The organism is Streptantibioticus silvisoli, from assembly GCF_027947535.2.
GTDB classification, from domain to species: Bacteria; Actinomycetota; Actinomycetes; order Streptomycetales; family Streptomycetaceae; genus Streptantibioticus_C; species Streptantibioticus_C silvisoli.
Genome location: NZ_JAAGKO020000066.1, coordinates 1 through 21,031 on the forward strand (window position 1 = coordinate 1; position 21,031 = coordinate 21,031).

18 protein-coding genes are annotated in these 21,031 nt (G+C 74.2%); 5 read left to right on the forward strand and 13 right to left on the reverse strand.

The window, feature by feature from the left end:
* Positions 1 to 570: 570 nt before the first annotated feature.
* Positions 571 to 1,518, reverse strand: a complete 948-nt coding sequence (locus tag POF43_RS30205; RefSeq protein WP_271318685.1) for a LysR family transcriptional regulator — start codon at positions 1,516 to 1,518, stop codon at positions 571 to 573.
* A 70-nt stretch (positions 1,519 to 1,588) separates the two neighbouring features.
* Here POF43_RS30205 and POF43_RS30210 point away from each other — a divergent pair, with 70 nt between their 5' ends.
* A complete protein-coding gene (locus POF43_RS30210) occupies positions 1,589 to 2,773 on the forward strand; it encodes a TDT family transporter (RefSeq protein WP_282704866.1) in 1,185 nt (394 codons plus the stop codon).
* On the opposite strand, the gene POF43_RS30215 is transcribed toward POF43_RS30210, so the two are convergent.
* From POF43_RS30215 to POF43_RS30225, 3 genes are all read right to left on the reverse strand, one after another.
* Positions 2,721 to 3,440: a helical backbone metal receptor gene (locus POF43_RS30215; RefSeq protein WP_271324176.1), complete on the reverse strand. Its 720-nt coding sequence runs from the start codon at positions 3,438 to 3,440 to the stop codon at positions 2,721 to 2,723. The genes POF43_RS30210 and POF43_RS30215 overlap by 53 nt on opposite strands.
* A 194-nt stretch (positions 3,441 to 3,634) precedes the next feature.
* Positions 3,635 to 5,437, reverse strand: coding sequence for an ABC transporter permease/substrate binding protein (locus tag POF43_RS30220; RefSeq protein WP_271317074.1), 1,803 nt, complete (start codon positions 5,435 to 5,437; stop codon positions 3,635 to 3,637).
* Complete coding sequence (locus tag POF43_RS30225) at positions 5,430 to 6,695, reverse strand: quaternary amine ABC transporter ATP-binding protein (RefSeq protein ID WP_271317075.1); 1,266 nt, start codon at positions 6,693 to 6,695, stop codon at positions 5,430 to 5,432. The genes POF43_RS30220 and POF43_RS30225 overlap by 8 nt, the downstream gene beginning before the upstream one ends.
* 216 nt (positions 6,696 to 6,911) lie before the next feature.
* Here POF43_RS30225 and POF43_RS30230 point away from each other — a divergent pair, with 216 nt between their 5' ends.
* Positions 6,912 to 7,826, forward strand: coding sequence for a 5'-3' exonuclease (locus POF43_RS30230; RefSeq protein ID WP_282699173.1), 915 nt, complete (start codon positions 6,912 to 6,914; stop codon positions 7,824 to 7,826).
* A 221-nt stretch (positions 7,827 to 8,047) separates the two neighbouring features.
* On the opposite strand, the gene POF43_RS30235 is transcribed toward POF43_RS30230, so the two are convergent.
* Positions 8,048 to 8,392 (reverse strand): VOC family protein, encoded by a 345-nt coding sequence (locus POF43_RS30235; protein WP_282699170.1) that lies wholly within the window; start codon positions 8,390 to 8,392, stop codon positions 8,048 to 8,050.
* 259 nt (positions 8,393 to 8,651) lie between these two features.
* Here POF43_RS30235 and POF43_RS30240 point away from each other — a divergent pair, with 259 nt between their 5' ends.
* The 3 genes from POF43_RS30240 (at position 8,652) to POF43_RS30250 (ending at position 11,554) form a co-directional block, all read left to right on the forward strand.
* Positions 8,652 to 9,434 carry an HNH endonuclease family protein gene (locus POF43_RS30240; protein WP_271325466.1) on the forward strand — a complete coding sequence of 261 codons (783 nt, stop codon included), beginning with the start codon at positions 8,652 to 8,654 and terminating at the stop codon, positions 9,432 to 9,434.
* Positions 9,435 to 9,546: 112 nt separating this feature from the next.
* The gene (locus tag POF43_RS30245; RefSeq protein WP_271325465.1) at positions 9,547 to 10,404 is read left to right on the forward strand and encodes a MarR family transcriptional regulator; all 858 of its coding nucleotides are present in this window, start codon (positions 9,547 to 9,549) and stop codon (positions 10,402 to 10,404) included.
* Between the two features lie 298 nt (positions 10,405 to 10,702).
* Positions 10,703 to 11,554, forward strand: coding sequence for a siderophore-interacting protein (locus tag POF43_RS30250; protein ID WP_271325464.1), 852 nt, complete (start codon positions 10,703 to 10,705; stop codon positions 11,552 to 11,554).
* A 414-nt stretch (positions 11,555 to 11,968) separates the two neighbouring features.
* Here POF43_RS30250 and POF43_RS30255 read toward each other — a convergent pair whose 3' ends face one another.
* From POF43_RS30255 to POF43_RS30290, 8 genes are all read right to left on the reverse strand, one after another.
* Positions 11,969 to 13,087 (reverse strand): winged helix DNA-binding domain-containing protein, encoded by a 1,119-nt coding sequence (locus POF43_RS30255; protein WP_271323294.1) that lies wholly within the window; start codon positions 13,085 to 13,087, stop codon positions 11,969 to 11,971.
* A 5-nt stretch (positions 13,088 to 13,092) separates the two neighbouring features.
* Positions 13,093 to 15,918 carry a DEAD/DEAH box helicase gene (locus POF43_RS30260; RefSeq protein ID WP_271323295.1) on the reverse strand — a complete coding sequence of 942 codons (2,826 nt, stop codon included), beginning with the start codon at positions 15,916 to 15,918 and terminating at the stop codon, positions 13,093 to 13,095.
* Between the two features lie 334 nt (positions 15,919 to 16,252).
* Complete coding sequence (locus POF43_RS30265) at positions 16,253 to 17,143, reverse strand: diacylglycerol kinase (RefSeq protein WP_271323296.1); 891 nt, start codon at positions 17,141 to 17,143, stop codon at positions 16,253 to 16,255.
* 159 nt (positions 17,144 to 17,302) lie between these two features.
* Positions 17,303 to 18,193, reverse strand: a complete 891-nt coding sequence (tatC, locus tag POF43_RS30270; protein WP_372516158.1) for a twin-arginine translocase subunit TatC — start codon at positions 18,191 to 18,193, stop codon at positions 17,303 to 17,305.
* A 237-nt stretch (positions 18,194 to 18,430) separates the two neighbouring features.
* On the reverse strand, positions 18,431 to 18,634 hold the full coding sequence (locus POF43_RS30275; RefSeq protein WP_271313885.1) for a hypothetical protein: 204 nt from the start codon (positions 18,632 to 18,634) through the stop codon (positions 18,431 to 18,433).
* 134 nt (positions 18,635 to 18,768) lie between these two features.
* The gene (locus POF43_RS30280; RefSeq protein WP_271313886.1) at positions 18,769 to 19,014 is read right to left on the reverse strand and encodes a hypothetical protein; all 246 of its coding nucleotides are present in this window, start codon (positions 19,012 to 19,014) and stop codon (positions 18,769 to 18,771) included.
* A gap of 10 nt (positions 19,015 to 19,024) precedes the next feature.
* The gene (locus POF43_RS30285) at positions 19,025 to 19,984 is read right to left on the reverse strand and encodes a helix-turn-helix transcriptional regulator (RefSeq protein WP_271313887.1); all 960 of its coding nucleotides are present in this window, start codon (positions 19,982 to 19,984) and stop codon (positions 19,025 to 19,027) included.
* 16 nt (positions 19,985 to 20,000) lie between these two features.
* Positions 20,001 to 20,969, reverse strand: a complete 969-nt coding sequence (locus POF43_RS30290; RefSeq protein WP_271323297.1) for a helix-turn-helix transcriptional regulator — start codon at positions 20,967 to 20,969, stop codon at positions 20,001 to 20,003.
* Positions 20,970 to 21,031 lie beyond the last annotated feature (62 nt).

Consider the following 21,031-nt stretch of genomic DNA (forward strand, 5'->3'; position numbering starts at 1 on the left):
GGGGGTGTGCGGTGCGGGGGTGGGTGAGCGGTACGAAGGTGCGCGGTGCGGAGAGGGCAGGGCGAGCGGGTGTGCGGTGCGGGCGAACGGTGAGTGACGCGGAACGGTACGGGGATGAGTGGCGCGGAGAGGGCGGGGCGAGCGGTGGCGAGTGAGCGGTGCGGAGAGGGCAGGGCGAGCCGCGGCAGGTGAGCGGTGCGGAGAAGGCAGGGCGAGCCGGGGCGGTGAGCGGCGCGGCGAAGGCGGGGCCAGCGGAGCAAGCCGGTGAGCGGTGCGGCTCAGGCGCGGCATCGCGCCATCGGCGGCCCAACTCGGCGCCGGACACCGCCCGTCAACGCCCCGACACCGCCGGCGACCGCAGGCCGACACGGACAGCCGGTAGGGCAACGCACGGTGACTCCGCTCCATGACTCCGCACGGCGACGGTGCCAGCCGCACGGCCGCGGTGCGGGCCCGGCGCCGTCGGCCGTGGCGCCGTCAGCCGTCCGGCGTCCGGCGTCCTCGTCAGCCACGGCCCCGCCCGGCACGCACCGCACCCGGCACCCAGCCACCGCGCCCCGCCGGCTGCCTTCACCCTCCCGCGCCCGCCCGCGGAGCGACCGTCAGGCTCAGCAGTTCGCGGGCCGGGCCCGCCGGGCGTTGGCCGGTCGGCCAGACCGCGCGGAGTTCACGGGTCAGGGACAGTCCGTCGACCGGGATCTCGACCAGCCGGCGGGCGGCCAGCTCGTCGGTGACGGTGAGGTCGCTCAGGACGGCCGGTCCGGCGCCGGTGACGGCGGCGGCCTTCAGGGCGGTGGTGGAGTCCAGCTCCAGCAGCGGGGCCGCCGGACCGCCGTGGGCGGCCAGCGCGCCCTCCAGCACCTGCCGCGTGCCGGAGCCGGGCTCCCGCAGCGCGAAACGGGTCGCGGTCAGGTCCCGCGCCGTCAGGGGGCGCCGGCGGCGGGCCCACGGGTGGCCGGGGGCCACGACGACGACCAGCCGGTCGGTGGCGACCGTGACCGCATCGAGGCCGGCCGGCACCCCGACGCCCTCGACGAAGCCCAGGTCCGCGTCGCCGTCCAGCACCCGGCGGGCGACCTGCTCGGAGTTGCCGGACAGCAGGGAGACCGCGGTGTCCGGCAACCGGTCGTGCAGCGCGACGAGCCAGCCGGGCAGCAGGTACTCGGCCACCGTCATGCTGGCGGCGATCCGCAGCCGCGAGTCCCGGTCGGAGCGCAGGGCGCGGGCGCCGGCCTCGAACTCGGCGGCTGCCTCCACGATCCGCCCGGCCCAGCCGCTGACCAGCACGCCCGCCCCGGTGAGCCGGGAGCCGGACGGCGAACGGTGCAGCAGGCCGACGCCCAGCAGCCGTTCCATCGCGCGGATCCGGCCGCTGGCGGCGGGCTGGGTGATGCCCTGTTCCCGCGCGGCGGCGCTCAGACTGCCGAGCCGCGCGACCGCCAGCAGCAGCTCCAGACTGCCCAGGTCGGGCACCCGGCGCGCCAGCGGCCGCCGCACGGGCGGCACGGGATCGGTCATCACCGCAGCTTATGCCCCCATAGCGGACCGGCCTCTACTGGCCGGCCGCCCCCGGGACGATATTCGGACCATGACCACCGCCGCCGTTCCCGGCAGCCCCACGCCTCCCGGCACCCCCGCCCCTCCCGGCAACCGCACCCTCCCGCGCGCCGCCGAACCGGAGCGGGGCCGGCCGTCATTGCGCCACCTGGGGCCCAACTGGTACGCCGCCGTCATGGGCACCGCCGTGGTGGCCACCGGCGGTGCGGCGCTGCCCGCCGGGCGGTCCTGGCTGCCGGGGGCGGGCGTCGCGGTGTGGGCGCTGTCGGTGCTGATGCTGGTGGTGCTGACGGCCGCCCGCGCCGGGCACTGGGCGGTGCACCACGACCGGGCCCGCGAGCAGCTGCTGGACCCGGCGGTGGCGCCCTTCTACGGCTGCGTGCCGATGGCGCTGCTGGCGGTGGGCGCGGCGACCGCGGCGGTGGGCGGGCGGGTGGTGGGGGCGCACGCGGCGGTGGTGGCGGACGCGGTGCTGTGGTCCGCGGGGACGGCCGGCGGGCTGGCGGTGGCCGTCGGGGTGCCGTACCTGATGATCACCCGGCACGAGGTGGCGCCCGGCAGCGCGGCGCCGGCCTGGCTGCTGCCGATCGTGCCGCCGATGGTCTCGGCGGCGACCGGTCCGGCGCTGGTGGCGCACCTGCCGGCCGGGCAGGCGCGCGAGGCGATGCTCTACGGCTGCTGCGCGATGTTCGGCATGAGCCTGCTGGCGACGCTGACGATCCTGCCGCTGGTCTTCTCCCGGCTGGTGCACGGCGGCCCGCTGCCGCTCGCGGCGACCCCGACGCTGTTGCTCGTCCTCGGGCCGCTGGGGCAGTCCGTGACCGCCACCGGCAAGCTGGCCGACGCCGCCCCCGGGGTGGTGCCGGCGGCCGAGGCGCACGCCATGGGCGCGTTCGCGGTGCTCTACGGGCTGCCGGTGACCGGGTTCGCGCTGCTGTGGCTGGCGCTGTCGCTGGCCCTGCTGGCCGGCGCGGCACGGCGGGGCATGCCGTTCGCGATGACCTGGTGGGCGTTCACCTTCCCGCTGGGCACCTGTGTGACCGGTACCGCGTCGCTGGCGGCGCACACCGGCCTGCACGCGGCCGGCCGGCTGGCGGAGGCGCTGTACGTGCTGCTGGTGGCCGCGTGGGCGACCGCCGCGGTGCGCACCGGGCGCGGGCTGCTCAGCGGAGCGCTGCTCGCAGGGCCGCGCCGAGCACCGCGGGCGCCTCGGTGAGCGAGGGGCCGTACCAGGTCAGGTGCCGTCCGCCGACCAGCGCGCACGGCGTGCCGGGGAACGCCTCGGGCCCGTCGTCGGCGGTGAACCGGTACGGCTCGTCGGGCAGAACGGCCAACCGGGCGCCGGCGTCGTTGAGTTCGGCGATCGGGATGCTCGGGTAGCGGTCGTGGTGGCCGGCGTACAGGTTGTCGACGCCGAGGCGGGCGAGCAGGTCGCCGGCGAAGGTGTCGCGGCCCAGCACCATCCAGGGCCGGCGCCACACCGGCACCACGGCGCTGACGCGCGCGGCGGGTTCCGGCAGCGCGGCCCAGGCTGCCTCGGCCTCGGCCAGCCAGCGCGGGGGCGGCAGTTCGCAGCCGTCCACCAGGACCCGGCGCAGTTCGCGGAACGCCTGGTCCAGGGTGCGGACCTCGGTGACCATGACCTCGATGCCGGCCGCCCGCAGCGCGGCGAGGTCGGGTGCGCGGTTCTCCTCCTCGTTGGCCACGACCAGGTCGGGCGCGAGGGCGGCGACGGCCGCGGTGTCGGGGTTCTTGGTGCCGCCGATCCGGGTGACGTCCAGGCCGGCGGGGTGGTCGCACCAGTCGGTGGCGCCGACCAGCAGGTCCGCTCCGGTGGCGGCGATCGCCTCGGTCAGCGACGGCACGAGTGACACGACGCGCACGTTCTTCTCCCCTGTCCTGCTTCTCCCCTGTCCTGCTGCCCGTCTCCCGCCGCTGGCCGGCGCGGCCCGCTGCCGCCCGCAGGCCCGGACGACGGCTGGCCCGGGCCCGTGCCGCGCACGGTCCCGGGCCAGCCTATCCGCAGGTCAGGACGTCACGGCGAGGACGTCACCGTCAAGGCATCACCGTCAGGACGTCACTTGCCGACCGGGGCCATCCTGTCGACCAGGCCGGGGTGCTTGGCGAGCCAGTCGCTCACGCCCTTGGCCTGGTTGTTCTGGCCGGCGTCCTGGATGGACGCCTCCAGGCTGCTGAGGTCCTTCTCGTTCATCTTGAAGTTCTTCAGCCAGCCGGCCACCTTCGGGTCCTTGGTGGGGAAGGCCTTCGATCCGATGATGTGGATGTCGTTGCCCTCGCCGAAGGCGTGCTTGGGGTCGGCGAGCTTGGTCAGCTTGTACTTGCTGTACGCCCAGTGCGGCGACCACAGCACGACGGCGACCGGCTTCTTCTGCGCGTAGTCGCGTTCCAGCTCGGCGAGCATGCTGGGGGTGCTGCCGGTGGTCAGCTGCATCGAGCCGTTGAGCCCGTAGCCGGGGATGACCTTGTTCTTGACCATGCTCATCTCGCCGGCGCCCGGCTCGATGCCGATGATGCGGCCACCGAACTCCGAGGCGTGCGACTTGAGGTCGGCGAGCGAGGTGACGCCCTTGACGTAGCTGGGAACGGTGATCTCCAGCGACGTCGGCCCGTACCAGGTGCCGATGTCGGACAGCTGCTTGCCGTAGCGCTTCCAGTACTCGGCCTGCGCGACCGGCAGCCAGGCGTCGGTCTCGAAGTCGACCTTGCCGCCCGCCATGCCGGCGAAGAGCGAACCGACGTCGTAGGTCGTCAGGTTGACCTTGTAGCCGCGCTTTTCCAGGACGTCCTTCCACAGGTAGGTGGAGGCGACGCCCTCGTCCCAGGAGATGTAGCCGATGTTGATGGTCTTGCCCTTGCCGATGTTGTCGGCGGCCGGGACGGTCGGGCCGGTGTCGTGGGTGCCGAAGACGTTCACCCCGCCGGCCACCAGGCCCAGGACGACCACGCCGACGACCGCGACGGCGGTGTTCGGCCGGTACGCCCACAGCTTGGTGCCGTGCGCCGCGGTGGCCTTGGCGGCGGCGCGGCGGCCCAGCGGGGAGACCCGGCTGCCCAGGGCGCCGGTCATCCGGTCGAGGTACATGGCGAGGATGACGACCGAGATGCCGCCCTCGAAGCCGAGGCCGATGTCGACCTGGCTGATGGCAGTGAACACCGAGGCGCCCAGCCCGCCGCCGCCGACCATGCCGGAGATGACGACCATGGACAGCGCGAGCATGATCACCTGGTTGACGCCGGCCATGATCGTCGGCAGCGCGAGGGGCAGTTGGACGCGCACCAGGGTGTTGCGCGGACTGGTGCCGAACGCCTCGGCCGCCTCGACGAGCTCGCCGTCGACCTGCCGGATGCCCAGCTCCGTCATGCGCACCCCGGGCGGCATGGCGAAGACGATGGTGGCGATGACGCCGGGGACCGTGCCGACGCCGAAGAAGAAGATGCCGGGGATCAGGTAGACGAACGCCGGCATGGTCTGCATGAAGTCCAGCACCGGGCGCAGCGCGGCGGACACCGGTTTGCTGCGGGCCGCCCAGATGCCCAGCGGCACCGCCAGCACGATGGTGATCACGGTGGCGACCAGCACGAGCGACAGCGTCTGCATCGCGTCGTCCCACTGCTGTACGGAGTCGATCAGCGCGAGTCCGGCGAAGGTGAGCACGCCCGCGGTCACCCCGCGCAGCCACAGCGCGATGACGGCGAGGATGCCGGCCATCAGCAGGGCCTCGGGCGCCGACAGCACGTCGTTGACCCCGTTGTACATGCCGGAGACGATCGTGGTGATCAGGTCGAACAGCCACGCGAGGTGGTCGCGCAGGGCGTTGACGGCGCTGTTGACCCAGTCGCCGAGCGGAATCCTAGGCACCTGCGACCTCCTCGCGCACCGCGTCCTGCGGCGCGGCCGGGCGCCTGGTCTCCCGGTGCCGGTCCAGGCTCACCACCGTCTTCGGCTCGTCGCCCAGCGCGGCCAGCAGCGCCACCCGGGGGATGACGCCGACCAGCCGCCGGTCGTCGTCGGTGACCGCGACCGGCAGGCCGCTGGCGCACGACGGGGTGAACAGCTCCGACAGCGGTGTTCCGGCGCTGACGGTGACCGGGTCGCCGTCCATCAGGTCGCGGACGGTGGCCTGCGCGGTGTGCGCGCCGGCCGCCACCGCGTCCTCGGTGACCGAGCCGACCAGCTTGCGGCCGCGTTCGACCACGAAGCCGCCGGAGGCGTGCTGGGTGCGCAGCGTGTGCACGGCGGAGCCGACGGTGGCGCCGGGGTCGAGCATGACCCGCGGCTCCTCCATGATCGACTCGGCGGTCAGCACCCGGGAGCGGTCGACGTCCTGCACGAAGGAGGCGACGTAGTCGTTGGCCGGGTCGACCAGGATCTGTTCGGCGGTGCCGATCTGCACGATCCGCCCGTCGCGCATCACCGCGATCCGGTCGCCGAGGCGCATGGCCTCGTTGAGGTCGTGGGTGATGAAGATGATCGTCTTGCGCAGCCGCTGCTGGAGTTCCAGCAACTGGTCCTGCATGTCGCGGCGGATCAGCGGGTCGAGCGCGCTGAAGGACTCGTCCATCAGCAGCAGGTCGGCGTCGGTGGCCAGCGCCCGGGCCAGGCCGACGCGCTGCTGCATGCCACCGGACAGCTCGTCGGGCCAGGACTTCTCCCAGCCCTTCAGGCCCGCCAGCTCCAGCGCCTCGGCGGCGCGTTCCAGCCGTTCCTCCCGCTCGACGCCCTGGACCTCCAGGCCGTAGGCGGCGTTCTCCAGCACGCTGCGGTGCGGGAAGAGCGCGAAGTGCTGGAAGACCATGCTGATCCGGTGCGACCGCACGCGGCGCAGGTCGCGCGGGCTGAGCGAGGTCAGGTCCTGTCCGTCGAACAGCACCCGGCCGTCGGTCGGCTCCAGCAGGCCGTTGAGCATGCGCAGCAACGTGGACTTTCCGGAGCCGGACAGGCCCATGACGACGAAGATCTCGCCCTTCTCGACGGTGAACGACGCGTCGATGACGGCGGCGGTGGTGCCGTTCTCGCGCAGCGCGTCGCGGTCGGCCCCGTCACGGAGCTGCTTGACCGCCTCGCCGGCTCGTCTGCCGAAGACTTTGAACAACCGGTCTGCTTGCAGGCTTGACACCACATACCCCTTGGGTCGAGCTGAGCGACCCGTGGAGGTGACCGGGCCTGTTCCGGCCGGGCGGCTGCCCGGTTGTGATTGGCGCAAACAACACCGTGATCCATGTCACATTACGTGACGGGAACCGATCCGATCCGGCCAGGAAGAGCACGCAGGGTGACGGTGCGCCGTGCCGGGAAGCCGGTGCGGCATGATCGTCGGATGACGCGACGCCTGATGCTCCTGGACACCGCCAGCCTGTATTTCCGCGCGTACTACGGCGTGCCCGACTCGGTGCGGGCGCCGGACGGCACGCCGGTGAACGCGGTGCGCGGGCTGCTGGACTTCATCGCCCGGCTGGTGGCCGACCACTCCCCCGACGACCTGGTGGCCTGCCTGGACGCGGACTGGCGTCCGGCGTGGCGGGTGGCGCTGATCCCGTCGTACAAGGCGCACCGGGTGGTGGAGGAAGTGCCGGCCGGCTCGGACGTCGAGGAGGTGCCCGACACCCTCTCCCCGCAGGTGCCGGTCATCGACGCGGTGCTGGACGCGCTGGGCATCGCACGGGCCGGGGTGCCGGACTACGAGGCGGACGACGTCATCGGCACGTTCGCCACCCGGGCCGGCGGGCCGGTCGACATCGTCACCGGCGACCGCGACCTGTTCCAGCTGGTCGACGACGCCCGCGGCGTCCGGGTGCTGTACCCGGTCAAGGGCATGGGCACCCTCCAGGTCACCGACGACGCGCTGCTTCAGGCCAAGTACGGGGTGACCGGCGCCCGGTACGCCGACATGGCGGTGCTGCGCGGCGACCCCAGCGACGGCCTGCCCGGCGTCCCCGGCATCGGTGAGAAGACGGCGGCGCGGTTCATCGCCGAGTACGGCGACCTGGCCGGCATCGAGGCCGCCGCCCGCGACGTCGGCTCCCGCCTCACCCTGACCCAGCGCAAGCGGCTGACCGACGCGGCGGACTACCTCGCCGCCGCCCCCGAGGTGGTCCGCGTGGCCCGCGACCTGCCGCTGCCCGCGGTCGACGTCACCCTCCCGCGCTCCCCCGCCGACCCCGCCGAACTCGAACGCCTCGCCACCCGCTGGGGCCTCGGCAGCGCCCTGGGCCGCCTGCTGACGGCACTTCAGCGCACGGGGGCGTAGGGGGCGGGTTCGGGGAGGCGGCGGGGGTTCGGCGGGGGCGACTCGGCGGCTGCGGGGGGCGGCTCGGCGGCTGAGGTGGTGGCAGTGAGCGGCTCAGCGGCGGGGTCGGCTCGGCGGCGGGAGCGGCTCGGCGCCTGCGGGGTTGGCGATGAGCGGCTCGGCGGCGGGGTGGGCTCGGCGGCGGCGGTCCGCCGGAAGCGGCGTCCACCGCCGTCAGGCGGTCACGCGCCGCCTTCGATGTACTCGAAGATCGCGCCGTCCGGGTGGCGGGCGATGAGGCGGCGTCCGTTGGGTGCCGGGGACGGGCCTTCGAGGACCTGGCCGCCGGCCCCTTCGACCTCGGCGATCACCGGTGCCAGATCGCGTACCAGGAGGGTGGCCACCCGGTCCCGGTAGGCCGCCGTGTCCCCGCTGAGCAGCAGGAACGGTCCGACGCGGGCCAGTTCGACGTCGCGGAAGCGGAACCGGGCGGGTTCCTGCTCGCCGGCGACGCCCCGGTAGAACTCCACTGCGGCGTCGAGGTCGTCGACGAAGACGCGGGCGAGGACGCCCAGGATGTTGGACATGCCGGGAACAACCGCCCGGGCGCCCGGCCTATGCCCCGCCCGGCGCAACGGCGCCACCGCGACGCGTCGGCGGCCCGCCCGCCGCCGGTCCGGGCACCCGCCGCCCCGGCACCCCCCGATCGGGCGACCGGCCCCGCCCTTCGCGTCGTCCCGGCGTGTCGGGGTAGCAACTCAGGGACACGGCACGGTATATGCGGCGCGCAGGTGAGGCACACGTGCGGCACACGCGTGGCGCAGGAACGGCGAAGGGGTGGGGCGGATGCGGATCGGGATCGTGGCGGTGGCAGTGGTGACGGCGGTGGGGTTGCTGGGCGGATGCAAGGGGGTGACCGTGGGGGCCGCGGCGCCCTCGGCATCGTCCGGGGCGGCCGGGCCGGGCGGCGGGTCGGGGCCGGCGGTCTCCGACGGGCACGCGGTCAGCCCGCTGGACGACCCGGACGGGACGAAACCGGGGCTGGCCGCGATCACCTCGGCGGCCGACGAGAAACAGGCGCGGGCGCTGATCGGCCGGCTGGCGACGAAGGGGCGCGGGCCCAAGACCGGCTACACCCGCGAGCAGTTCGGCTCCGCCTGGACGGACTCGGCCACCGGCGACCCGTACGCGCACAACGGTTGCGACACGCGTAACGACGTGCTCAAACGCGACGGGCTCGACGTCCACTACCGTTCCGGTTCCGACTGCGTGCTCAGCTCCATGACGCTGCACGACCCCTACACCGGCCGCACGATCGACTGGCTCAAGTCGAAGGCGACGGCCGTCCAGATCGACCACGTGATGCCGCTGTCGTACGACTGGCAGATGGGCGCGGCACGCTGGACGAAGCTCAAGCGCGAGGACATCGCCAACGACCCGCTCAACCTCATGCCCGTCGACGGTTCGATGAACGAGTCCAAGGGCGACTCCGGGCCCGCGGCCTGGCTGCCGCCGAACAAGGCGATCCGCTGCTCGTACGTGGTCCGCTTCGCGCAGGTCTCGCTCAAGTACGCCCTGCCCGTGACCGCTCCGGACAAGCAGGCGATGCTCAAGCAGTGCGGCGGCTGACCGGCGGGGGCCGGCGGCGGCCGGCGCGCCGTTCACCGGCCGAGCCGTTCGTCAACCATCGGGACAGTCAACCAGGTTGACCAATGGCCGATCGGCGCCCTACCGTCCTCCCATGACGACCACAGATCCCGCAGAGGGAGAAGTAGGCCTGCCCTTCCTGCTGCGCACCGCGCAGCGGACGTACGGGCAGGCGGTGACGGAGGCGCTGACGGAGGTCGGCTTCGACGACATCCCGCGCAACGCGGCGTTCGTCCTCAGCGGCATCCGGAAGGGAACACCGGCCGGGCCGCTGCTGGCGCAGCTGGGGGTGAGCAAGCAGGCGGCCAGCAAGCTGGTCGACACGCTGGCGCTGCGCGGGTACCTGGTGCGCGAGGAGGACCCGGCCGACCGCAGGCGGCTGACGCTCACGCTCACCGACCGGGGCGAGGCCGCCGCGATGGCGATCCGGGTGGGCGCCGACGACGTCGACCGGCGGCTGGACGAACGGCTGGACGCCGCCGACCGGGCGACGCTGCGCGCAGCCCTGCGCGTACTGGCCAATCTCGGGACCGCGACACCGGCCATCTCGAAGGCCACCTCGAAGGCCCGCGCGGAGGCCGGCCCGCAGCAGCCGCGCCCGAGGTCGTTCTCCCCGGTCTTCCCGGTGCGGGACCTGGACGCCGCCCTGGCGCACTACACCGCCCTGGGATTCACCACCGAGGCCTACCACGACGGCGGCTACGGCTTCGCCGACCGCGGCCAGGTCTCGCTCCACCTCAGCGTGCTGCCGGAGCACGAACCGGACGGCAACGTGTGCGCGGCCTACCTCCACGTGGACGACGCCGACGCGCTGGCCGCCGAGTGGGCCCGGCCCGGGATCGGCGGGCGCACGGTGCCGCCGACCGACACGCCGTACCGGATGCGCGAGGGCGCGCACCTCGACCCCGACAACAACCTCATCCGGTTCGGCTCCCCGCTGCGGAAGGCCTGAACGGGCCGACCGCAGGCCCGTCGCACCGCACGGCGCACCCTGTCGCACGGCATGGCGCGTCACGCGTCGCGTCGCCCATCGCATCCCGCACCGCGCCGTGCACCGCGTCGCGGCGCACCGCATCGCGTCACCGCGCACCCACACCCGCCGCGCGCCGCACCCCGCCGCGCACCGCGTCGAACACCCCGTCGCCCATCCGGAAAGATACGTCGGCGATATATCGGCTAACATGACATCGCCAGCACACGGGCGAGAAAGGCTAGGCTTACCTAACCACGCTTACGTACAGGGAGTCCGGATGACCGACGCACCGCCGCAGCGCAGGACGGCTCCGACCCACCAGGGCCGGGTGCTGCACACCGAACGACTGACGCCGCACATGATCCGGGTGGTGATCGGCGGGGAGTTGGCGGGGTTCGCGACCCGCGGCCTCACCGACCACTACGTCAAGCTGCTCTTCCCGCAGGAGGGCGTGGCCTACCCGGAGCCGTTCGACCTCGCGGCGGTGCGCGAACGGCTGCCGCGCGAGCAGTGGCCCAGGACGCGGACCTACACCGTCCGCCGGTGGGACGCGGAGGCCCGGGAGCTGACCGTGGACTTCGTGCACCACGGCGACGAGGGCGTCGCGGGCCCGTGGGCGGCGGCGGCCCGGCCGGGCGACCCGGTGTGGTTCAGCGGCCCGGGCGGCGGTTACGCGCCGGAGGACGGCGCCGACTGGCACCTGCTGGCCGGCGACGAGAGCGCGCTGCCGGCGATCGCCGCCGCGCTGGAGCGGATGGGCGACGGCGTCACGGCGGAGGTCTTCGTCGAGGTGGCCGGACCGCGGGAGGAGCAGAAGCTCCACACGCCGGACGGCGTCCGCGTGCGGTGGCTGCACCGCGGCGACCGGCCGGTCGGCGAGGCGCTGGTCGAGGCGGTCCGGGCGCTGGAGTTCCCGCCGGGCGTACCGCAGGCGTTCGTCCACGGCGAGGCGCACTTCGTCAAGGAGCTGCGCCGGTTCCTGCGCGTCGAACACGGCCTGGACCGCGACCGGTTGTCCGTCTCCGGCTACTGGCGCACCGGCGCCGACGAGGACGCCTGGCAGGCCGGCAAGCGCGAGTGGAACGCCAGCGTCGAGCGGGAGCAGGAAGGCGGCACCCCGGCCGCCTGACACCCCGCCCCACGGCCCCAACGCACCCCAGCGGCACCGGTGTTGAGGCGCTCAGCGGTGAGGCGCCGGCGTGTCCAGGCGCTTCAGGCGTTCAGGCGTTGGGGCGTTCAGGCGTTCAGGCGTTCAGGCGTTCAGGCGTTCAGGCGTTCAGGCGTTCAGGCGTTCAGGCGTTCAGGCGTTCAGGCGTTCACGGTTGGGGCGCTCAGGCGCTGACGTCCAGCGGTGAGGCGTCGGCGCGTCCAGGGCCTTCACGCAGTCGGACGCGGCAGCAGCGACGCACCGGCGCGGGTGACGACGACGGTGCGACCCGGCCGGCCGGTGTCCCGCGGCCGGCGCGGGCCGCCGAACTCCCCTCGCCGGCCCGGGAGTCGACCGGCCGCACCGGAGTGACGCGGACACCGCACCGGCGCCGCGTCACTCCGGCGTGCCGACCGCGACCCGCGGGGCGGCTTCGGGGGCGGCGGCGGCCAGCAGGGCGTGGGCCTCGGACTCGGCGGCGGCGTGGTCGGCGGGGGTCAGCCGGGACCAGGGGGTGACGGTCAGCGTGGCGGAGGTGCGGCCCAGGTCCCAGCGCCAGGTGCCGGCCACGAAGCCGTCGACCAGCAGCGTGCCGGGGACGATGCCGTTGCGGCTCATCAGGCGGGGGCGGTCGGCCTCGGCGACGATCCGGGTGCGGTCGGCGTGCGAGAGCGTCAGGTTGTCGAACTCGGCGACCAGCCGCACCGGGGCCGGGGTGTCGGCGGGCGGCAGCGGAGCGCCCGGCAGGTCGAACAGCTCGCGGCCGCACGCGTCACGGTGCACCACGAGTGCGGGCCGCAGCCGCTCGACGGTCGGCCGCCATCCGGTCATGCCGGACCAGGCCGTGACGTCGGCGGCGGTGGCCGGGCCGAACGCGGCCAGGTAGCGGCGCAGCATCGCGGCGCGGTCCGGCTCCGGGTCCAGCGGCGCGCCGAGCCAGGACTCGACGGTGGCGTGGGTGGCACGCCCACCGCGGCCCCACACGCCACGCGGCGGGACGTGCACGGTGGGCAGTTCGAACCGCAGTACGTGGGCGAGCGCGTCGGCGTCCCGGTCCGGCCAGCGCTCCCCCAGCAGTTGGCGCAACTCGGCGACGGTCCTGGGCTGTTCGTCCAGCAGCCGGCGTCCGAAGTCCAGCAGTTCCGCACGGTCGGCGGCCGGTACCGCCTTGCCGGACGGGGTGCCGTTGATCTGCCGTGCCAGGTGCGGCTGGAGCAGCGGGCGCAGCGCCAGCAGGTCGCGCGCGGAGGCGAGATGGACGGTGCCGCGCATCAACGTGCCGCGGACGACCGCGCGTTGCAGCATCAGGTCGGCCAACTCGCCGAAGCGGAAGCCCTCCAGACGGCCGAACAGGCCGGCGTAGGGCGGGTTGGGGTGCTGCGCCTGGAGGCCGACGAGGTGCTCGACGGCCTCCAGGGCACCGCGGGGTTCGCGGCGCAGCAGCCACTGCCGGGCCAGGTAGGCGCGGTTGAGCCGGCGCCGGTCGAGCACCGTCCCCTCGGCGGCGCCGGCCATCGGTGTCACCCCAGCGACGAGTAGGCGACCACACCGCGCAGCAGGCCGTCGACGGCCTTGCGGGCGGTGGAGCGGACCGTGCTGCCCTCCGGGGCGGCCTCGCTGATCTGGCCGAGGACGTCGATGAGCTGCTTGGTCCAGCGCACGAAGTCGCCGGCCGGCATCTCGGCCTCGCGCAAAACCGCGTCCAGGTCGTGGCCGCAGGCCCAGCGGTACGCCGGCCAGGCGAAACCCAGGTCGGGTTCGCGCTGGCCGACGCCCTCGGTCTGGTTGATCTTGTGCCGCTCCTCCAGGTCGTCCAGCCGGCTCCAGGTCTTCACCATCTCGCCGAGCGCCTGCCGGGCCGCGCCGTTGGGCAGCTTGGGCGGGACGGCGTCGTCGTTGGAGCGGGCCTCGTAGACCAGCGCGGAGACGCAGGCGGCGAGGTCGGCGGCGCCGAGGCCCTCCCAGACGCCGTCGCGCAGGCACTCGCTGGCCAGCAGGTCCAACTCGCCGTAGAGCCGGGACAGCCGGCGGCCGTCGGGGGTGACCTTCTCGCCCTCCAGGTAGCCCAGTTCGGTCAGCAGGCCGCAGATCCGGTCGAAGGTGCGGGCGATGGTGTTGGTGCGGCCCTCGATGCGCTGTTCCAGCGCGCGGGTGTCGCGCTGGAGCCGCTGGTGGCGTTCGGCCCAGCGGGCGTGGTCCTCCCGCTCGTCGCAGCCGTGGCAGGGGTGGGCGCGGATCTCCTCGCGCAGCCGGGCGATCCGGGTGTCGTCGGCCGCCGCCGCGCGCCGCTTGGGCCGGCGCGGTCCGTGGACCCCGGCGGGGCCGGCCTTGGACCGCAGGGCGGAGGCCAGGTCGCGGCGGGACTGCGGGCTGCGGGCGTTGAAGCTCTTGGGCACCCGCATGCGGTCCAGCGCCTCGACCGGGACCGGGAAGTCGGCCGAATTGAGCCGTTTGACCTGGCGTTCGGCGGTGAGGACCAGCGGGCGCGGGCCGTCGTCGAACTCCTGGTGGCGGTGGTCGCGGCGCTGGCTGCGGCCGGCCGGTATCCCGGGGTCGAGCACCAGGGCCAGGCCGGCGAACTTGCCGGACGGGACGTGGATGATGTCGCCGGGCTTGAGCTTCTCCAGCGCGGCGGCCGCCTCGGCGCGGCGCTGGGTGGCGCCCTGCCGCGACAGGTCGGCCTCGCGGTCCTTGAGGTCGCGGCGCAGTCGGGCGTACTCGGCGAAGTCGCCCAGATGGCAGGTCATGCCCTCGCGGTAGCCCTCCAGCCCCTCCTCGTTGCGCTGCACCTGGCGGGAGATGCCGACGACCGAGCGGTCGGCCTGGAACTGGGCGAAGGAGGTCTCCAGCAGTTCGCGCGAGCGGTGCCGCCCGAACTGGCCGACCAGGTTGACCGCCATGTTGTACGACGGGCGGAAGGAGGAGCGCAGCGGGTAGGTGCGGGTGCCGGCCAGTCCGGCGACGGCGCCGGGGTCGAAGCCGCGCTGCCACAGCACGACGGCGTGGCCCTCGACGTCGATGCCGCGCCGCCCGGCCCGGCCGGTGAGCTGGGTGTACTCGCCGGGGGTGATGTCGGCGTGGGTCTGCCCGTTCCACTTGACGAGCTTCTCCAGCACGACGGAGCGGGCCGGCATGTTGATGCCCAGGGCGAGGGTCTCGGTGGCGAAGACCGCCTTGACCAGGCCGCGGACGAACAGTTCCTCGACGACCTCCTTGAACGCGGGCAGCATGCCGGCGTGGTGGGCGGCGATGCCGCGCTCCAGGCCCTCCAGCCACTCGTAGTAGCCCAGGACGTGCAGGTCCTCGGCCGGGATGGCGGAGGTGCGCGCCTCGACGATCTCCCGGACCCGGCCGCGGGCGGCGTCGTCGTTGAGCCGCAGGCCGGCGTGCAGGCACTGCTGGACGGCGGCCTCGCAGCCGACCCGGCTGAAGATGAAGGTGATGGCGGGCAGCAGGCCCTCGGCGTCGAGCCGGTCGATGACCTCGGCACGGCTGGGCGTCCACACCCGGCTGCGCTGGCGGCGCTCGCGCTCGCGGTCGGCCTCGAAGCCGCGGCGGCCGCGTTCGCGCGGGTGGACCGGGCGCAGGTTCTCCATCCGGGCGAGCCGGACCAGGTCGGGGTTGACCTCCAGCCGGGCGCCGCCGGCCCCGCCGTCCTTCTCCTCGAACAGGTCGTACATCCGGCGCCCGGCCAGCACGTGCTGCCACAGCGGGACCGGACGGTGCTCGGAGACGATGACGGCGGTGTCGCCGCGGACGGTGTCGAGCCAGTCGCCGAACTCCTCGGCGTTGGAGACGGTGGCGGACAGCGAGACCAGGGTCACCGACTCCGGCAGGTGGATGATGACCTCCTCCCAGACCGCGCCGCGCGAGCGGTCGGACAGGTAGTGGACCTCGTCCATCACCACGTACCCCAGGCCGTCCAGGGTGCGCGAGCCGGCGTAGAGCATGTTGCGCAGCACCTCGGTGGTCATCACGACCACCGGTGCCTCGGAGTTGACGCTGTTGTCGCCGGTGAGCAGGCCGACCCTCTCCGGGCCGTAGCGGCGCACCAGGTCGGCGTACTTCTGGTTGGACAGCGCCTTGATGGGGGTGGTGTAGAAGCACTTGCGGCCGGCGGCGAGCGCCAGGTGGACCGCGAACTCGCCGACGATGGTCTTGCCGGAACCGGTGGGCGCGGCGACCAGCACCCCCTTGCCGGCCTCCATCTCCTGACAGGCCTCGATCTGGAACGGGTCCAGCCCGAAGTCGTACATCTCGCGGAAGGCGCCGAGGGCGGTGGCCTGCTCGGCGGCGCGGCGCCGGGCGGCGGCGTAGCGCTCGGCAGGTGAGAGATCTTCGGTCATCGTGCCTACGAGAGTACCGGCCGCCTCCGACAACCCGCGTGATCTTTTCGGTCCGGTGGCAGGCGCCCGGCCGGCGGCCTGCCCCCCCGGCACCGGCGGGCGGCACGGCGCGGCAGCGGCGGGCGGCACGGCGCGGCAGCGGCGGGCGGCACGGCACCGGTGGACGCGCGTGGGCGGGGAGCACGGCAGGGGGTACGGCACGGCACCGGTGGACGGGCCCGCGCCGGTGGGCGACCCGGCACCGGTGGACGACCCCGCGTCGGCGGCGGCACGGCACCGGTGGACGGGCCCGCGCCGGTGGGCGACCCGGCACCGGCGCGAGCCGGCCCGTGCGTCAGCCGAGCAGTCGGACCGCGCCGGGTACCGCCTCGGCGGTGACCGGCAGCGGGCCGACCCGTTCGCCGTCGGCCCAGGCGCTGACCCCGTCGGCGGCCAGCGACACGCGGGCGGCGCGGTGGGTGGTGACGACGTGGTGGCCGGTGTGGGTGCCGCGGTAGACGCGGGGGAAGACCCGTAGCAAGGTCGCGCGGTCGCAGGGGCCGACCACGGTGACGTCCAGCAGTCCGTCGTCCAGCGCGGCGCCGGGGCAGATGCGCATGCCGCCGCCGTAGGAGGCGCTGTTGCCGACGGCTATCAAGGTGGCCGCCAGCTCGCGTTCCTCCCCGTCGTCGAGCCGCATGCGGTACGTGATGGGGCGCAGCGCGGCCAGTTCGGCGAGCATCGCCAGGTCGTAGCGCAGCCGGCCGGTGGGCCAGGTCATGCGGTTGCCGCGGTCGTTGACCCGGGAGTCGAAGCCGGAGGCCAGCACGGTGGCGAACCACCGGTCGCCGGCCCGTCCCAGGTCCAGCGTGCGGCCGCCGGCCGGGTCCAGCAGGGCCCGCGCGATCCGTTCGCCGGCGGCGGCCGGGTGGCGGACCGGCAGGCCGGTGGCGCGGGCGAAGTCGTTGCCGGTGCCGACCGCGACGACGCCGAGCGGGGTGGTGGTGCCGGCCACCGCGCGCAGGGCGAGCGAGACCATGCCGTCGCCGCCCACCGCGACGAGCGCGCCGGTGCCCTCGGCGACCGCGGCGCGGGCCCGGACCAGGGCGTCATCGGCGTCGGCGCCCACCACGGTGCGTACCGAGAAGCCCGCCTCACGCAGGACGCGCGCGGCGGGCTGGGCGGCGTGGGCGCCGCGACCGCGGCCGGCGGTCGGGTTGACGAAGAGGGTGATCTCGCTGGTCATCGCGGGACCCTATCCCGGCCGCTCCCGCCGGGTCGAGGCAACGGCGGCCGGTTTCAGCCGTTGCCCCGGCGGTTGCCGGTCGGGCCGGGGACGCGACGCGGGAGCCCCGCGCACCGGCGCGGGGCTCCCGTGGGTTCTTCAGCTGTCGTCCGGCCCGCGTCAGGTCGCGTCGTCGAAGCCGTCGTCGCCGTCGGACAGCGACGGCGGAGTCGTGACCGGTTCGACCTCGGGCAGGTCCTCGGGGGTCAGGTCGAGGTCGGACGCCTTGTCGGGGTCGGTCTCCTCGGCGGCGGCCCTGCGGGCCTTGCGCTTGTCGTGCAGGAGGGCGACGCCGATGGCCACGAAGAACAGCAGGGCGATCGGTGTGGCGAGCACCAGCATCGTCAGCGGGTCGGTGGTGGGCGTGGCGATCGCGGCGAAGACCGTGATCCCCATGATGATCCACCGCCACCACGACAGCAGCCGCTTGCCGGTCAGGACCCCGGTGAAGTTGAGCATGACCAGGATCAGCGGCGCCTCGAAGGAGAAGCCGAAGACCAGCACGAGCCGGGTCAGCAGGTCGAGGTAGGTGTCCAGCGGGACGATGTTGGTGATCTTGTCCGGCGTCAGGTCGATGAGCACCTTGGCCGTGGTCGGCAGGATGACGTACGCCAGCACGGCGCCGCCGATGAACAGCGGCACGGCCGCGCCCATGAAGCCGAGCGCGTACCGCTTCTCCTTCTGGTACAGGCCGGGGGCGAGGAAGCCCCACAGCTGGTAGAGCCAGATGGGCGCGGACAGCACGATGCCGAGCGTCAGGCCGACCTTGAGGATCACGCTGAACGGGCCGAGCAGACCGGTGAGGGTCAGCACGGCGCAGTGCTGGCCGGCGCCGGCCGCGGTGTGACCCTGGAGGGTGGTGCACTGGTGCAGGATCGAGTTGAGCGGCCGGTCGAGGAAGTTGATGATCGGGTGGTAGTACACGAACGTCGCCACGCACACCACGGCGACGCCGATCAGCGACTTCACCAGGCGGTTGCGCAGCTCCCGCAGGTGGTCCGCGAGCGGCATCCGCCCCTCGGGGTCCTTGATCTTGCCGGTCTTGGCCAACCCACGTTCCTCGTCTCGTGCGGCAGCCGTCGTCGTCGGCTTGGGGGTACCGATAGGGCTTGGTGCGGCGGTGCGGACCCGGGCAGCGGGCCGGTCGGGCGTACGTACGGGTACGGACGCATGCGATCGTAACGCGCAGTGGTGAGCCCCTGGCAATCCCCCCGGCCCCCGGAGATCACCACGGGCCGGCCGGGCCGGTCAGCGGCGGGCCAGGTCGCCGGCCCGGGCGGCCAGCGGTTCCGCGGTGCGCTGGAAGCGATCCGCGGCGGTGCCCAGGGCCTGCGAACTCGCCGCGATCTGCCGGGCCAGCCGGCCGGTCTCCAGGTAGACGCGGACGCCCAGCACGCCCAGGACGGCGATGCCGCAGAAGGCGAGGGCGGTACACAGCATGAGCCAGAGCATGCGGGCGAGCCTAGCGCCTGCGGTGCGCGCCGGACGGCAGGGGCCCGTGCCCCCGCCGGATGCCGCACGGACTCCGGCGGTGCTCCCGCGGTGTCCGCCCGCCCCGGGCGGGGAGCCGGGCGGACGGCGGCCGATCAGCCCTCGGCGACGGCCTGAAGGCGCAGCACGCGGACCCCGCCGCCGGTGAGCAGCTCCACGATCCGCTCGCCGGCCGGCTTGCGGACCGGTTCGCCGCAGTCGGGGCAGGTGAAGGAGTAGGACGTGGTCGCGACCGTCGCGCCGATCTTCAGCAGGAACGCGTCCGCGGCCAGTTCGAAGCTGGCCCGGCAACGCGGGCACGAGGCCCGGAAGACCGTCTTGTCCACGGTGGACGTCACCATCACGGCGCCCTCACACCTCTCCGTAGGCCGCGAGCGCGCTCACGGCGGCCTGGCGGGCGCTGTCGGCCAGCTCGCGCGGCTCGGTGATCCGGCCGTCGGCGCCCAGCCGCAGCGCCAGCCGGCGCAGCGATCCGGGGTCGGGGGTGCGCAGCGTGACGCGCAGGCCGCCGCCGGGCAGTTCCTCGGCGCTGTCGTGCGGGTAGTACTCGGCGACCCAGCGGCCGCCGGGACCGACCTCGACGACCACCTCGGGGTCGTCGCCGCTGGTCTGGATCAGGCCGGCCGACAGGTCGCGCGGCTCGATCGGCGGCGGGTCGGACGGGGCGTCGAGCAGCTTGATCTCGGCCACCCGGTCCAGCCGGAACATCCGCCGGTCCTCCGACAGCCGGCACCAGGCCTCGAAGTAGGTGTGGCCGACGGCGAACAGCCGGATCGGGTCCACCTCGCGCTCGGTCAGCTCGTCGCGGGCCGGGGAGTAGTAGCGGATCCACAGCCGCCGGCGCTCCGCGATGGCCCGGTCGACGTCGGCGAAGACGCTGCCCTCGGACTCGAAGGTCACCGACAGCCGGGCGCTGGCGCCGGCCGCCTCACCGGCCGCGGCCTCCAGCTTGGCGCAGGCCCGCAGCAGCGCCTGGCGGTCGCCCTCGCGCAGCCCCGGCAGGGTGGCGACCGCGCGGGCGGCCACCAGCAGGGCGGTGGCCTCGTCGGCGGCCAGCCGCAGCGGCTCGGTGACCTGGTCGGCGGTGCCGGGGTTGTGCCACCAGATGTGCTCGCCGTCGGTGTCGATGTCGAGCAGGTCACCGCCGCGGAAGCTGGTGCCGCACATCGGCAGCACGTTGAGGTCGCCGATCAGCTCCGCCTCGGTCACCCCGAAGGCGCGCGCGACGTCGCCGACCCGGGCGCCGGGCCGTTCGCGCAGATAGGTCACCAGCGACAGCATGCGCCGGGTCTGGTCGATCGCGTTCACCATGGACGTTCCTCCCCCGTCAGCCGCTGTGCGCCACGGCACGCAGCCGGTCGATCACGTCGGCCCGCAGATCGGCCGGTTCCAGCACGAGCGCGTCCGGGCCGAACTCCACCAGCCAGGCGTCCAGCCCGTGGCCGTAGGGGATCTCCAGCTCGTCCCACCCGCCGTCCACCGCGACGGCGGACAGCGCGCGGGCCCGCAGCGGGTAGCCGGCGCCGTGCCGCAGCCGGATGCGGGCGGTGCCGCGGGCGCCCTCGCCGGCCCAGCTCTCCACCGTCTGCCGCACGTCGACGTGGTCGGGGACCTCGGCGGTGTAGCGGCCGGCCCGGGTGCGGACCCGGCCGGTGATCCGGCTGAGCCGGAAGACCCGCCCGGCGCCGCGGACCCGGTCGAACCCGGCCAGGTACCAGTGGCCGCGCCAGCACTCCAGCGCCCACGGCTCGACCTCGCGGGCCTCGGGGCGGGCGGCGTTGGCCTTGCGGTAGTCGAACGAGACCGGGCGGCGGTCGCGGGCGGCGAGCATCAGCGGCTCGAAGGCCGGCTCGTGCGCCGGGATGCGCGGCTCGATCACGGAGTGGCCGGATTCGGCGTCGGCGTAGCCGGCCTCCTCGAACGGCACGCCGGCGGCGCGCAGCTTCTGCAGGGCGCCGCTGGCGGCTCCGGCCAGCCGGGCCTGCTGCCAGACCCGGGCGGCCAGCGTCAGGGCGGCGGCCTCCTCGGCGTCCAGCTCTATCTCCGGCAGCCGGTTGCGGTCGCGGCGGGCCACGTAGCCGGTGTCGCCGTCGAGGGCGTCCACGATCTCGATGACCAGGCCGAGTTCGCGCAGATCGTCCTTGTCGCGCTCGAACATCCGGTTGAAGGCGTCGGCGGAGGAGATCTCCCGGTACGCCTCGATGGAGTCGCGCAACTCGCGCTTGCTCAGCGGGCGGCGGGTGTTCATCAGGCACAGTGCCAGGTTCATCAGCCGTTCCGCCTTGGCGATGGCCATCGACGCCCCTCCTGTTCAGCTGTTACGCGGTCGAACCTACCGCTCCGCCGGGCCAGGGCAAA

Excerpts from the sequence above, each read along its gene's own strand:
- POF43_RS30205 (WP_271318685.1), bottom strand. The coding sequence starts at position 1,518 with ATGACCGATCCCGTGCCGCCCGTGCGGCGGCCGCTGGCGCGCCGGGTG.
- POF43_RS30210 (WP_282704866.1), top strand. The coding sequence starts at position 1,589 with ATGACCACCGCCGCCGTTCCCGGCAGCCCCACGCCTCCCGGCACCCCC.
- POF43_RS30230 (WP_282699173.1), top strand. The coding sequence starts at position 6,912 with ATGCTCCTGGACACCGCCAGCCTGTATTTCCGCGCGTACTACGGCGTG.
- POF43_RS30235 (WP_282699170.1), bottom strand. The coding sequence starts at position 8,392 with ATGTCCAACATCCTGGGCGTCCTCGCCCGCGTCTTCGTCGACGACCTC.
- POF43_RS30240 (WP_271325466.1), top strand. The coding sequence starts at position 8,652 with ATGCGGATCGGGATCGTGGCGGTGGCAGTGGTGACGGCGGTGGGGTTG.
- POF43_RS30245 (WP_271325465.1), top strand. The coding sequence starts at position 9,547 with ATGACGACCACAGATCCCGCAGAGGGAGAAGTAGGCCTGCCCTTCCTG.
- POF43_RS30250 (WP_271325464.1), top strand. The coding sequence starts at position 10,703 with ATGACCGACGCACCGCCGCAGCGCAGGACGGCTCCGACCCACCAGGGC.
- POF43_RS30255 (WP_271323294.1), bottom strand. The coding sequence starts at position 13,087 with ATGGCCGGCGCCGCCGAGGGGACGGTGCTCGACCGGCGCCGGCTCAAC.
- POF43_RS30260 (WP_271323295.1), bottom strand. The coding sequence starts at position 15,918 with ATGACCGAAGATCTCTCACCTGCCGAGCGCTACGCCGCCGCCCGGCGC.
- POF43_RS30265 (WP_271323296.1), bottom strand. The coding sequence starts at position 17,143 with ATGACCAGCGAGATCACCCTCTTCGTCAACCCGACCGCCGGCCGCGGT.
- tatC (WP_372516158.1), bottom strand. The coding sequence starts at position 18,193 with ATGCCGCTCGCGGACCACCTGCGGGAGCTGCGCAACCGCCTGGTGAAG.
- POF43_RS30275 (WP_271313885.1), bottom strand. The coding sequence starts at position 18,634 with ATGCTCTGGCTCATGCTGTGTACCGCCCTCGCCTTCTGCGGCATCGCC.
- POF43_RS30280 (WP_271313886.1), bottom strand. The coding sequence starts at position 19,014 with ATGGTGACGTCCACCGTGGACAAGACGGTCTTCCGGGCCTCGTGCCCG.
- POF43_RS30285 (WP_271313887.1), bottom strand. The coding sequence starts at position 19,984 with ATGGTGAACGCGATCGACCAGACCCGGCGCATGCTGTCGCTGGTGACC.
- POF43_RS30290 (WP_271323297.1), bottom strand. The coding sequence starts at position 20,969 with ATGGCCATCGCCAAGGCGGAACGGCTGATGAACCTGGCACTGTGCCTG.